General features: G+C 59.5%; 14 protein-coding genes. 8 read left to right on the forward strand and 6 right to left on the reverse strand.

What is annotated here, in order from left to right; translation table 11 throughout:
* Nucleotides 1-42: 42 nt before the first annotated feature.
* From K3177_RS09145 to K3177_RS09165, 5 genes are all read left to right on the forward strand, one after another.
* Complete coding sequence (locus K3177_RS09145; RefSeq protein WP_196846826.1) at nt 43-348, forward strand: hypothetical protein; 306 nt, start codon at nt 43-45, stop codon at nt 346-348.
* A 139-nt stretch (nt 349-487) separates the two neighbouring features.
* Nucleotides 488-1996: a flavin-containing monooxygenase gene (locus K3177_RS09150; protein WP_221597984.1), complete on the forward strand. Its 1509-nt coding sequence runs from the start codon at nt 488-490 to the stop codon at nt 1994-1996.
* Nucleotides 1997-2028: 32 nt separating this feature from the next.
* The gene (locus K3177_RS09155) at nt 2029-2787 is read left to right on the forward strand and encodes a competence/damage-inducible protein A (RefSeq protein ID WP_221597985.1); all 759 of its coding nucleotides are present in this window, start codon (nt 2029-2031) and stop codon (nt 2785-2787) included.
* A gap of 51 nt (nt 2788-2838) precedes the next feature.
* Nucleotides 2839-3807 (forward strand): polysaccharide deacetylase family protein, encoded by a 969-nt coding sequence (locus K3177_RS09160; RefSeq protein WP_221597986.1) that lies wholly within the window; start codon nt 2839-2841, stop codon nt 3805-3807.
* Complete coding sequence (locus K3177_RS09165) at nt 3804-4730, forward strand: GNAT family N-acetyltransferase (RefSeq protein WP_221597987.1); 927 nt, start codon at nt 3804-3806, stop codon at nt 4728-4730. The genes K3177_RS09160 and K3177_RS09165 overlap by 4 nt, the downstream gene beginning before the upstream one ends.
* Before the next feature lie 83 nt (nt 4731-4813).
* Here the strand turns inward: K3177_RS09165 and rplA are convergent, their stop codons facing one another.
* Both rplA and rplK read right to left on the reverse strand, forming a co-directional pair.
* Nucleotides 4814-5506, reverse strand: coding sequence for a 50S ribosomal protein L1 (gene rplA, locus K3177_RS09170; protein WP_103022418.1), 693 nt, complete (start codon nt 5504-5506; stop codon nt 4814-4816).
* 4 nt (nt 5507-5510) lie between these two features.
* Nucleotides 5511-5942, reverse strand: a complete 432-nt coding sequence (gene rplK, locus K3177_RS09175) for a 50S ribosomal protein L11 (protein ID WP_103022417.1) — start codon at nt 5940-5942, stop codon at nt 5511-5513.
* Between the two features lie 248 nt (nt 5943-6190).
* Here rplK and K3177_RS09180 point away from each other — a divergent pair, with 248 nt between their 5' ends.
* Entirely contained in the window at nt 6191-7189 is a 999-nt protein-coding gene (locus K3177_RS09180) for a retroviral-like aspartic protease family protein (protein ID WP_221597988.1), read from the forward strand.
* On the opposite strand, the gene K3177_RS09185 is transcribed toward K3177_RS09180, so the two are convergent.
* Nucleotides 7190-8116, reverse strand: coding sequence for a copper resistance protein B (locus tag K3177_RS09185; RefSeq protein ID WP_221597989.1), 927 nt, complete (start codon nt 8114-8116; stop codon nt 7190-7192).
* On the reverse strand, nt 8113-9849 hold the full coding sequence (locus K3177_RS09190; protein ID WP_221597990.1) for a copper resistance system multicopper oxidase: 1737 nt from the start codon (nt 9847-9849) through the stop codon (nt 8113-8115). The genes K3177_RS09185 and K3177_RS09190 overlap by 4 nt, the downstream gene beginning before the upstream one ends.
* A 70-nt stretch (nt 9850-9919) precedes the next feature.
* Here K3177_RS09190 and K3177_RS09195 point away from each other — a divergent pair, with 70 nt between their 5' ends.
* Nucleotides 9920-10198, forward strand: coding sequence for a metal-sensitive transcriptional regulator (locus K3177_RS09195; protein ID WP_103022413.1), 279 nt, complete (start codon nt 9920-9922; stop codon nt 10196-10198).
* A gap of 93 nt (nt 10199-10291) precedes the next feature.
* Here the strand turns inward: K3177_RS09195 and nusG are convergent, their stop codons facing one another.
* Together nusG and secE are read right to left on the reverse strand one after the other, a co-directional pair.
* Entirely contained in the window at nt 10292-10828 is a 537-nt protein-coding gene (gene nusG / locus K3177_RS09200; protein WP_103022412.1) for a transcription termination/antitermination protein NusG, read from the reverse strand.
* Nucleotides 10829-10858: 30 nt separating this feature from the next.
* Nucleotides 10859-11062: a preprotein translocase subunit SecE gene (secE, locus tag K3177_RS09205; protein ID WP_103022411.1), complete on the reverse strand. Its 204-nt coding sequence runs from the start codon at nt 11060-11062 to the stop codon at nt 10859-10861.
* Nucleotides 11063-11316: 254 nt separating this feature from the next.
* Here secE and K3177_RS09210 point away from each other — a divergent pair, with 254 nt between their 5' ends.
* The gene (locus K3177_RS09210; RefSeq protein ID WP_221597991.1) at nt 11317-12855 is read left to right on the forward strand and encodes an alanine/glycine:cation symporter family protein; all 1539 of its coding nucleotides are present in this window, start codon (nt 11317-11319) and stop codon (nt 12853-12855) included.
* The last annotated feature ends 25 nt before the right edge of the window (nt 12856-12880 follow it).

A 12880-nucleotide genomic window follows, 5' to 3' on the forward strand; every position in this document is an offset into this window, starting at 1 on the left:
CCGTCGCTATCGTGGAAAAAAGGGTCACTACGAGAATCGGAAATGTCCAAGGAGTATCGTAGAGAAACGCGGCATACCGTCACCGTTGCAGGGCGCTATCGTGCGCGGCAAGGCGGCGCGCGCGATGTCTGGATCAAGGACATCTCCGAATACGGTTGCCGGTTTTTCGACAAGTTCTCGGTTCTTCAGACGGAAGCCGGAATCCTCGTCAAAGTCGGGAACGTCGGGCCGATCCCGGCTGACGTGAAATGGCGCAAGGGTCATGTCGTTGGCGCGGAATTCGAACAGCCGCTGCATCCCAGCGTGCTCGAACATATCATCCGCGAAATGGATCAGGGCGAAGAATAGACCTCTGGCGTCCCAATGTTCTCGCATCGTCCCGGCACATCCGCGTGGGCGACCGGGAAGCATTTAGGTTTCTCACTGCCACCGAGGCTGGCGCTGAAGCGAAGTCTGGGTTAGGCTCTTCCACACTTGGGAGAGTGACATGAAGAACACGGCGACCGATTTCGATGTTTTGATCGTCGGTGCGGGCATTTCCGGCATCGGTATGGCTGCGCATATGAAAGAGAAGGCGCCTGACCACAGTTTCGTCATCGTGGAACGCCGCGAAAGTCTCGGCGGGACCTGGGACCTCTTTCGGTATCCCGGCATCCGCTCCGACAGCGACATGCACACGCTTGGCTTCGATTTCGAACCGTGGCGCCATGAAAAATCGATCGCGGACGGTCCCTCGATTCTCGAATATCTCGAACGGATCGTGGATGAGCGTAAAATCCGTGACCATATCCGGTTGGAACACAAGGTCCTTGCCGCCGACTGGCGCGAAAGCGATGCACGCTGGCATGTCACGCTGGAAACCGGTGAAGGCGAGCGCAAGCATCTGACCGCCAACTGGCTGTATCTCGGTTCGGGCTATTACGATTACGACGAAACTTACGATCCGGGGTTCGATCTGGGCGAGTTCGAAGGGCAGGTTCTCCACCCCCAGTTCTGGCCGGATGATCTCGATTATTCGAATAAGGATGTCGTCGTCGTGGGCTCGGGCGCGACTGCCGTCACCATCGTTCCATCGATGGCGGACAAGGCGGCGAAGGTCACCATGCTTCAGCGCACCCCGACCTGGATGTTCAGCCGTCCGGCGAAGGATGCCCTTGCGAATTTCCTGCGCAGGATCCTGCCCGAGAAACTGGCTTACCGGCTGACCCGGTGGAAGAACATCACGATGCAGGATTTCGCCTTCAAGATGGCGCGCAACAAGCCGGAGAAGGTTAAGGAAGGGCTGCACAAGCGCATCCGCAAATCCATGGGCGAGGATTACGATCTGGCGCCGTTCACCCCGCCCTACAATCCGTGGGACCAGCGGCTTTGCCTCGTTCCGGACGACGATCTGTTCCAGGCGATGAAGAACGGGAAAGCCGAAGTTGTGACGGGTCACATCAAGGCTTTCGAAAAGGGAGGCGTCCGCCTGAAGGACGACCGCTTCCTACCCGCCGACATCGTCGTTACGGCGACAGGGTTGAAGCTGGCTGTCGCGGGCAAGATCGCGCTTTCGAAAGAAGGTCAGCCGATCGATCTCGCCCAGCACTTCTACTACAAGGGCTGCATGTTCTCGAATGTGCCGAACCTTGCAGTGGTCTTCGGCTATCTCAACGCCAGCTGGACGCTGCGCGCTGACATCAATTCGGATTTCATCTGCCGTGTTCTGAACGAAACACGCAAACAGGGTGTCGACGTGGCCGAACCGATACTCACGCCGCAAGCGGAAGCCGCGATCGAGGAAGACGATATTTTCGATTTCTCATCGGGCTATATCCAGCGCAGCAAGCATATCATGCCGCGGAACGCCGTGGCCTATCCCTGGCGCCTCAATCAGGAATATGTGCTGGACCGCAAGCGTATGAAGCAGGACCCGGTCGATGACGGGTTGCTCGAATTCCGTCGTCACGGGGCGAATGCGAAATTTGCCGATCAGCAACTGGAAGCTGCAGAGTAGCATTCGCCCGCCGACCGCGTTACGCCCTTCCCATGACCGAACGCATCTTTACCGCAGGACTTGTCATCATTGGTGATGAAATCCTGTCGGGCCGAACGCACGACAAGAATATCGCCCAGATCGCAAGCTGGCTTCAGGTCCAGGGCATCAGGCTCGCCGAAGTGCGCGTCGTGCCGGATGTGATGGAACGGATCGTCGAAGCGGTGAACGCGCTGCGCGAAGGCAACGATTACCTGTTCACCACGGGCGGCATCGGCCCCACCCATGACGATATTACCGTCGATGCCGTGGCCCAGGCACTGGGTGTGAATGTGGTCGTTCATCCGCAGGCGCGTGCGATTTTGGAAAAGTACTATGCCGACAAGCCCGGCGGCTTGACGGATGCGCGCCTGCGCATGGCGCGCGTGCCCGAAGGAGCAGACCTGATACCGAACCGGATGTCGGGGGCGCCCGGCATCAAGATCGGCAATGTCCACCTCATGGCCGGCGTCCCGCACATCACCGCAGGCATGCTCGATGCACTCACCGGGACGCTGGAAGGCGGCGCCCCGCTCCTGTCGGAAACGGTGGGGTGCTGGACACCCGAAAGCGAAGTCGCAGACATCCTCCGGCAGGTCGAGAAGGCGCATGAACATTGCCAGATCGGCAGCTATCCTTTCTTCCGCGATGGGCGTGTGGGTGCCAATTTCGTGGTTCGTTCGACCAGCGCACAAGAACTGAAAAGCTGCGTCGACAGCCTCTACGATGGCCTCGCGATGGCGGGATTTGATTTTACCCCAGGCGGAATTTAAGAACATCCGGATCTGGAGTAACTGTTAACTCCCCTGTTGTAGGTATCGAGAATGACTGCAGTCTACATGACGATCGATACCGAATACTCCGCGCGACTTGCCACGCGCCTGGGCCTGCATGCGCGCCAGGAAGTCTTCGAACGCTCGATTACCTGCGTGACGGACTTCGGCGACGTCGGCATCGGTTACCAGATGGACGTGATGGAAGAGTACGGCATGAAGGGAATCTTCTTCGTCGATCCAATGCCGGCACTTGTTTGGGGCACGTCAGCCATCGCAGCCGTGGTCGAGCCGATCCTGAAGCGCGGTCACGAAATCCAACTCCATCTGCATCCCGAATGGCTGAAAATCGCAGGAGACGCCAATCCCCTGCCCGGCCGGACGGGCCGCAACATGCATCAGTTTACCGAAGAAGAGCAGGTCGAACTGCTCGAAATCGCGCGCGACCACCTCATGCGAGCCGGGGCGCCCGCACCCACCGCATTCCGAGCAGGCAATTACGGCGCCAATGATGCCACCCTTCGCGCGCTGGCACGCGTGGGCATCCGCTATGACAGCAGTCATGTCCCGGGGATCAGCCGGTCCGAATGCCGCATCTCGCTAAAGGAAACCGACCAGCGCGTAGTCGAACATCAAGGCACCATCGAGGTGCCCGTCGGAGCCATTCGAAGCTTTCGCGGCAGGCGTCATGCGCAGATTACCGCCCTTTCCCATTGGGAGATGGCTGCCGCACTCAACCACTGCCTGCGCAAGGACTATCCCCTCTTCAACATCGTGTGCCACAGCTTCGAACTGATGTGCCGCAAACGCAAGCGCGCCAACGCCATCATTCGCGCACGGTTCGAGAGGTTCTGTCGAACCATCGCCGAAACGCCCGGCGCCAAAGGGGCCACCTTCGCCAGCAAGCCGCCACGTATCGGCGAAACGACAGGCGCGGCCTGTTTGCCGCAAAGCGAGCTTCGCAGTGCCGCGCGCGTTGCCGAACAACTTGTATCGAACGCTATCTACGGGGCCTCGTGACTGGTTCGCAGCCGCAGGCTGCACCGCACCGGATTTCCTATACCATCGGTTCGCGTCGCCTGATTACAGTCGGACGCAATGTCATCCCAGTTGCCTTTTCGCTTACGGATGTGCTTGCCGGCAGGATTCCTACGATCCCATCCATTACTCATGCTGATGGGTTCCGGATTCTCTCAGCGCCGCCGGCAGCTGAAGCAAGACTGCGCGATGCCATGCCGGGATTTCTCATGGGCGGGCGGGAAGATTACGAGCGCCATTACATCGACATGACCGGTAGTTACGATGATTACCTGGCGCGCTTTTCCGGAAAGACCCGATCGACCTTGCGGCGCAAACGACGCAAGATGGAAAACGAAAGCGGCGGATCGCTCGACCTGCGCCTCTATTCCCGACCTGAGGAAATGGACGAGTTCGTCCACCATGCCGTTCCGCTATCGCGGATCACCTATCAGGCACGCCTGCTCGACGCAGGATTGCCCGAAAGCGAGATAGCCCGCGCCGAAATGCGCGAACTCGCCTGGCAAGATCGCGTCCGCGCCTTTCTGCTCTTCCTGAATGGCGAGCCAGTTGCCTATCTCTATCTACCGGTGATCGGCGAAACTCTCGTCTATGCCTATCTCGGCTACGATCCGGCCCACGCCAATCTTTCGCCCGGAACCGTGTTGCAAATGGGAGCACTCGAAAGGCTGTTTGCCGAGCAACGCTACCGCTATTTCGACTTCACTGAAGGAGAGGGGGCACACAAGCGCCTGTTCGGCACTCGCAGCGCACCCTGCGCAAGCTTTCTTCTGTTGCGCCCTACCTTGGCCAACCGTGCACTGCTGTCGAGCCTCAAGGCCTTCGACGCGGCGGTGGGAAATGCGCGATCACTGGCAGCGCGGACCGGGGCCGAGCACCTCCTGCGCCGCGCTCTACGCACATAAGAAAAGGGCCGGAAGGTTCGCACCCGCCGGCCCTTTCTGATCTGTCTCCGCCGACCTTGATCGGCGATCCGTCAACGCGGGAATTACGCGCCTTCGATTTCCTCGAGGTCGACCTTGAGGCCAGGCCCCATCGACGAGGTCAGCGTTACCTTGCGGACATACTTACCCTTGGCGCCGGAAGGCTTCGCCTTCACGATCGCATCGGTCAGAGCCTTGAAGTTCGTCTTCAGGTCTTCGTCCTTGAACGACAGCTTGCCGATGCCAGAGTGGATGATGCCCTGCTTCTCGACGCGGAATTCGACCTGGCCGCCCTTGGCGTCCTTAACGGCCTGCTCCACGTTCGGCGTAACCGTACCCAGCTTCGGGTTCGGCATCAGGCCCTTGGGACCCAGCACCTTACCGAGGCGGCCGACGACGCCCATCATGTCGGGCGTTGCGATCACGCGATCGTAGTCGAGATTGCCGTTCTGCATGTCTTCCATGAGATCTTCGGCACCGACCTTGTCCGCACCTGCGGCAAGGGCCTTCTCGGCATTGTCGCCCTTGGCGAACACGGCAACCTTGACGTCCTTGCCGGTACCGCTCGGAAGCGAAACCATGCCGCGGACCATCTGGTCGGCGTGGCGCGGATCGACACCGAGGTTCATCGCGACTTCGACGGTCTCGTCGAACTTTGCCTTGTGTTCACGCAGCGTGGCGAGAGCTTCGTCAACGCTATAGAGCTTTTCAGCGTCGAGCTTGGCGACGATCTGCTGCTTCTTGGTCTGCTTTGCCATGATCTTAGCCCTCCACCACGTCGAGGCCCATCGAACGCGCGCTGCCTTCGATGATCTTGGTAGCCTGTTCGATGTCGTTCGCGTTCAGGTCGGCCATTTTCTGTTCGGCGATTTCGCTCAGCGCCGAACGCTTGATCGATCCGGCCGAAACCTTGCCCGGCTCTTTCGAACCCGACTTGAGCTTGGCGGCCTTCTTGATGAGGAAGCTGGCCGGCGGGCTCTTGGTGACGAAGGTGAACGAACGGTCCGCATAGACGGTGATCGTCGTCGGGATCGGCATGCCCTTTTCAAGGCTGTCGGTCGCCGCGTTGAACGCCTTGCAGAATTCCATGATGTTCACGCCGCGCTGACCCAGCGCAGGGCCGATGGGCGGCGAGGGATTGGCGGTGCCCGCAGGCACCTGCAGCTTGATATAGCCGTCGATCTTCTTGGCCATAACTGGCCTCCTTTCTCACTGTCGCCCCGGCACTTTCGAACCAAGGCTCATGGTAAGCGGTCAGCGGCCTGCTGTTGCAAGCCTCCCGCACGATTCCCGAAGATGACTTGGGAAGGCGCGCACATAGCGTTTTCGCGTCTCAATGCAAGCAGTCGTTTCGCGTCCGGCCCTTGTCGAAAGCCCATCGCGTGCCACATTTCGCCGGTATAGTGTGAACTGGGATGAAACGATCTGCCAACTCAGCGATAATGGCTGCCCTTGTGTGCGCAGCTTCGCCTGGGTTTGCGCAAAATTCGGCAGCGCCTTCCGGCAGTCTCCCAAAACCTCCCACGGCCGTCATCGACGAAGCGCTTGAGATCGGCGGCGAGGAAATTGCGGCAAGCAAGCTGCGCAACCGAATGACTGTCGAGGTAAAGATCAACGGCGCCGGCCCTTACGAGTTCGTCGTCGATAGCGGTGCCGACAGTTCTGCGATAGGATCGGCCCTTGCGGGCAAGCTGGCTCTTCCAGCAACCGATCGCGCCTTGTTACACAGTGTCACGGGTAGCAGCTACGTCGATCGGGTGGTCATAGACGAACTGCAGTTGGGGCCTACGGTTACCACCGGACTGGAAGTGCCGATACTCGACGAACGGGCAATGGGCGGCGATGGCATGGTCGGCCTGGACGCCCTCGTTAACCAGCGGCTGATGATCGACCTGGAAGAGCGAACCATCACGGTGGATGACAAGGTCGATTTGGGTGAGATCAGGGACGGAGTAATCGTCGTGACAGGCCGGCTTCGGCGCGGCCAGCTCATTCTTACGCAGGTCACGGCCGGTCGTCAGAAAGTCGAAGCGGTCGTCGACACGGGTTCAGAGGTCACGATCGGTAATCTTGCCTTGCGGGACAAGCTCCTGCGCAAGCGCAAAAAGGCGTTCGCCACCATCAAGGTGTTCGGTGTAACAGGCCAAGAAATCGAAATCGAATTCGCAGTCATTCCGACTTTGAAGCTCGGTCCCATCACTCTGCAGAATGTGCCGATCGCGTTCGCCGACATCCCTCCGTTCGCCGTCTTCGGTCTCGAAAAGAAGCCCGCACTGCTGCTCGGTATGGATCTGATGGAGAGCTTCCGCCGCGTGTCGCTCGACTTCAAGGACAGGAAGGTCCGCTTTCAATTGCGTAAATGCCGACAGACCAGCACCATTCTTCGATCTGCGCGGGCAACACGGATCAGCACGACCGAGGATAGCGCCTGCGCCCGCTAGTCAGAACCAGAAGCGAAGTCCGAACACAACACTGGTGACCGATACATCCCGGCCAGCCGCACGCGAGAAATCGGCGCCCCTGCCCACCTTCCATTCCTGTTCGACACCGACATAAGGCGCGAATTCCGGGACGAATTCATAGCGCAGACGAAGGCCAGTTTCGATATGATCGATGCCGGCTCCCACATCCAGTTCGGGAATGTCCTGCGCCGACAGCGCCAATTCTGTGCGAGGCTGCAGAATTAGTCGCTGTGTAATACGCTGGTCGAGTTCCGCCTCGATTCTCGCCGTTACGTCCCCTTTGTTCGAAACGAAGGCTGCCGCGTCCAATTCAAAGAGATATGGTGCCAGCCCTTGCACGCCGATCACTGCGTGAGTTCGCGCTGGACTGTTCAGATCCTGCCGGACGCCTGCCTGAAAATCGAACCAGGGGCCAATGGCGTGCGACCAGAGTGCCTGCACTTCGGCCTGTTCCAGCGGGCGGCCCCATTCACCCTCCCCTTCGCTTTTGACCCATATTTTGTCGATGTCGCCGCCATACCAGCCCTGCAGGTCCCACAGAAATCCGTCTCGCCCCTCGCGTGTCCGCAATTCCAGCCGGTCGCCCTGTACCCACAGTAGCTGCATGCCACCATGCTCACGGGCGAGCGCTGCGCGGCTATCTTGCATTGTGTCCGCTCCCCAGATCGTATCTGCGGCTCGCGGAGGCCCACTGCCAGCCGAATCAGGGGGCCGCGCCAGCATTTTCGGCTCGGCCGCGTTTTGCGAATGCTGGTGGCCATGGTCCATTTCGGAATGGTCCACTTGCTCACGATCTACTGGCTGAGCATGTTTAGGTTCGGAATGGTCGGAATGGCCTTCGTGCTGGGCGAAAGCTGCAGTGCCGACATTGGCGCAGGCGAGCGCAAGGATAAGCGCGTATCTCATGCCTGGCCATCCGGTGAAGCAACCGTAACTATCTGAAACATGCCGGCATGCATGTGATAGAGAAAATGGCAGTGAAACGCCCAGTCCCCCGGCTCGTCAGCAGTGAGATCGAATGTCGCGCTGCCGCCGGGTTGCACGATCACCGTGTGCTTTTGCGGCTGGTGCATGCGATCAGCGCCATTGACCAGCTCGAAAAAATGGCCGTGCAGATGGATGGGGTGGGCCATCATCGTGTCATTCACCAGCTTCACACGGACCCGCTCATTATAGGCAAAACGAATGGGCTGGTCGGCGACGGCGTTGAACTTCCGTCCATCGAACGACCACATATATCGTTCCATGTTGCCAGTGAGATGGATTTGCATGTGGCGACTGGGTTTGCGCGGATCGTCGTTGGGTTCCAGCGCGGTGAGATCGCGGTACGTCAGCACCTTGTGTCCCACCTTGTCGAGCCCGAGACCCGGGTCGCCCATCCGGTCGGCAGGATTTGCGCTGACCATGTCGATCCCAGGGCCGACAGCCACATTCGGCGGCAGGCTGGATGTATCGCGCATTTTCATCGAGCCATGGTCCATCCCCCCGGTCGATGGGGCATGGCCCATGTTCGAATGATCGCCACCCGAATGGTCCATCCCGCCGTGACCCATGTCCGTCATGGTCAACAGAACCGGATCGCGCAGCGATGGCACCGGTGCCCGCGCGCCAGCCCGCGATGCGAGCGTGGCGACAGCCATGCCTGACCGATCCATTGCCTCGGCAACGATAGTATGCGCTTCGGCCGTCGGCTCGACGACGATGTCATAAGTCTCTGCCGTTCCGATCTGAAACTCGTCCACCTCTATCGGACGCACGTTCTTCCCGTCCGCCTGAACCACGCTCATCCGCACCCTGGGAATGCGGATGTTGAAGAAACTCATCGCGCTGCCATTGATAATGCGCAGGCGAACGCGTTCGCCCGGACTGAAAAGATATTCGAGGCTGTCTTCGGGCGCGTGGCCGTTGATGAGATAAGTGTAGGTCGATCCGGTCACATCGGCGATGTCGGTCGGCATCATTCGCATACCCGCCCACATCCTGCGATCGCTTCCGCTCAGGCGATAATCGTCCGTCCAGCTGGTCTTCTGACGGTTGAAATACTCCTCGCCCTTCTTGAGCTTTGCCATGATCGTATGCGGGTGAAGCGGGCTGAACTCGCTTAACAGCAGCACGTAGTCGCGATCAGCCTGCACCGGATCGGGACCCGCAGGATCGATAATGATCGGGCCGTAATGGCCCGTCTGTTCCTGGAGATCCGAGTGGCTATGCCACCAGTAGGTGCCCGACTGGCGTAACGCCGGCAGCTCGTAGACAAAGGTTTCGCCGGGCTTGATACCCGGAAAGCTTACCCCGGGCACACCGTCGAACTGAAACGGAAGGAGCAGGCCATGCCAATGTATGGACGTGTCCTGCGCAAGATGATTGGCCACGCGAAGGGTGACGGCTTCGCCTTCCTTCAGCCGCACCAGCGGGCCAGGCACGCTGCCGTTCACAGCAAAAGCGTGCCCACTTCGCCCGGCAACCTCGATTGCCCCCTGCCCGACCGCAAGGTCGATCACTCTGCCGGATACTTCGTCGAAGCCTTGCCGGATTGGTCCATACGGCATCGCCCGGGCCCACGCAGGAATTGCTGCAAGACCGCCAAGACCAACTGCGCCCTTGAGCATCGCCCGGCGGGTAGTAAATAATGCGCTCATTACCGTTGCAAACTCTCGTCTTGCAGCGCAAGCTATACCCCCAGGGGGTATCACACAAGCAGGAATTCCCATGCCGGAAAAGTCAGCACAGCACCGGATCGTCGACCGGCTTCGCAGGGTAGAGGGTCAAGTGCGCGGGATTTCGCAGATGGTGGAAGACGATCGTTATTGCATCGACATCCTGCATCAGTTGCAAGCGGTGAAGTCCGCTCTGGCTCGCGCAGAGGACGAAATTTTGAAGAATCACGCCTCGCACTGTGTGGCCGAAGCTATCGCATCTGGCGATGCGGACGAGCAACGACAGAAATTCGGCGAACTGATCGATCTGTTCGCCAAGGCAAAACGTTAATTCCGGCGGCAACCACGGAACCTGACAGCGCAAACGGAAAGGCCCCGCCCGGCAGATCCGGACGGGGCCTTTCAAACGCGTTTGTCAGCCGTCTTACTTGACCAGTTCGACCTGTTCGAAGTCGAGTTCGACCGGCGTGGCGCGACCGAAGATCGAAACCGAAACCTTGACCTTCTGCTTGTCGAAATCGAGCTCCTCGACAAGGCCGTTGAAGCTGGCGAAAGGTCCGTCGAGGACCTTGACCTGATCGCCGATCTCGTAATCGACGCTGATGTCCTTCTTTGGTGCCGACTTCGCTTCTTCCACACCGCCGAAATAGCGCGCGGCTTCCTTCTCGGAGATCGCCTGCGGCTTGTTGTTGTTGCCAAGGAAACCGGTGACCTTGGGCGTGTTCTTGACGAGGTGGTAGATATCGTCGGTCATGTTCAGCTTGGCCAGCACGTAGCCGGGCATGAACTTGCGCTCAATCTGAACCTTCTTGCCGCGCTTCACTTCGGTGACGGTCTCGGTGGGAACCTCAACTTCTTCGACGCCTTCCGACAGGCCCAGACGCTCGGCCTCGGCGATGATCGAATCGCGGACCTTGTTCTCGAATCCGGAATAAGCGTGGATGATGTACCAGCGTGCCATGTGTTCCTAACTACCCTGTCGAATTACTGCTCAGGCGACTGTCAGCAGCCAGCGCACCACAGCGCTGAACAGCGAATCGACGCCGAGGAAGAAGACCGAGAGAATGACCATCATGATGAAAACGAAAATCGCCGTGCGTACCGTTTCCTCGCGCGTCGGCCATACGACCTTGCGCCCTTCGGCCTGGACCTGCCGGAGGAATTCCGCCGGGCTGGTTTTCTTTTCGTCTGCCATCGCTCACGTCTCTCGCGTAAAAATCGTGCCGCCTTCCGCCACGTCCCTTTCAGGTAGGGTCTCTCGCCGCCCCGGTTCAAGTCCGGGAGGGGCTTTTATCGATCCCAATGTCGGAAGACGGTGCAGCGTCTAGTTTGCCGCGCGCAAAAAGGCAAGCCGGGGACTGAAGTTCAAAGCCCCCCTTTGCAAGCGTGGCAAGCGCGACTAGCCTGCCCGCTTTCCAGTTAACGGGACGCATGAGGGGAATTTACGACATGGCAACAGGCCAGACGGCAAGTCTGGGCGAGCGGCTGATCGAGCCGGTCACCAACATTTCCGATTTTATCTGGGTGGGCACATGGAACGGCGCGGAGGTACTGCCCTTCCCACCCATGACGATCGTACTGCTCGGCATCGGCCTGTGGATCATGGTCGGACTGAAATTCTACCCCATCCGCAATCTCGGCAACGCTTTTGCCGGCCTTTTCAAAGGCAGGAAAAGCGCCGGCGCGGGCGAAATCTCGCCATTCGCGGCCCTGTCGACGGCGCTTTCGGGCCAGGTCGGAACCGGTAATCTTGCCGGTGTGGCGACGGCCATCGCACTCGGCGGACCCGGTGCGATCTTCTGGATGTGGATTACCGCTCTGTTCGGCATGGCGCTCGGGTTTGCGGAAGGCAGCCTTGCCATCCGCTACCGCGAAAAGACGAGTGACGGCGTGCTACGCGGCGGCCCGATGACCTACATCATGATGGGTCTTGGCAAGAAATGGACATGGCTCGCCGTGCTCTTCTGCCTCGGCACGCTGTTTTCCGCATTGGTGACCGGCAATTCGATCCAGTCGAACGAAGTGGCCAGTGGCCTTAACGAACTGTTCGGGATCGAACGTTGGATGGGCGGTCTGATCGTCGCCGTTCTGGTCTTCATCGTCATTATCGGCGGCATCAAGTCGATCGGCAATGTTGCAGAAAAGGTCGTGCCTTTCATGGCCGCAACCTACATCGCGATGGCGTTGATCGCGCTGATCCTGAACTTCCAGGACCTGCCCGAAACCTTCGGGCGCATCTTCGGCGGTGCATTCAACATGCAGAGCGCAAGCGGCGGCTTCGCTGGGGCGATGATCATTATCGCAATCCGTGCCGGCGTTGCTCGCGGCCTCTTCTCCAACGAAGCTGGTCAGGGTTCGACTGCCATTGCGCACGCTGTCGCGCAGACGAACGATCCCGAGCAGCAGGGCCGCATGGCGATGCTGGGCACGTTCATCGACACGATCGTCATCTGCACCATGACCGCACTCGTGATCCTGACGGTGGAAGGCGATTTCACTTATCAGGGGCAGGCAGTGCAGCATGTCTGGCAATCGGATCTCGGCACGACGCAGATGTCGGGCTTCGTTACCACCTCCGGGGCATTCGCCGCGGCGTTTCCAACGCTCATCGCCGGCATACCGCTCGGCACGCTCGTGGCCTCGGTGGCACTGATCCTGTTCGTCTTCACCACGTTGCTGACGTGGAGTTATTACGGCGAGCGGGCGATTACCTTCCTTTACGACCGTATTCCGGGCTCCACCCGCGGCGGCGAGAAGATCCTGCACATCATCTGGCGGGTAATCTGGTGCATCGGCATTTTCGTCGGGGCGACCCAACCTTCGCAGCTGGTCTGGCGTCTGGGCGATATCTCCAATGCGGCAATGGCCCTGCCCAACCTGCTGGCTCTCGCATTGCTGAGCGGCGTCGTGTTCAAGCTTGCCAAGGGCGAGCGTGACGCAGGACCTACCCATACGGAAGACACGCCGGAAGAATCGGAAGAATACTGACGGTTTTTAGACTGGCACGAAAAAG

It is taken from the genome of Qipengyuania pacifica (genome assembly GCF_019711555.1).
GTDB classification, from domain to species: Bacteria; Pseudomonadota; Alphaproteobacteria; order Sphingomonadales; family Sphingomonadaceae; genus Qipengyuania; species Qipengyuania pacifica.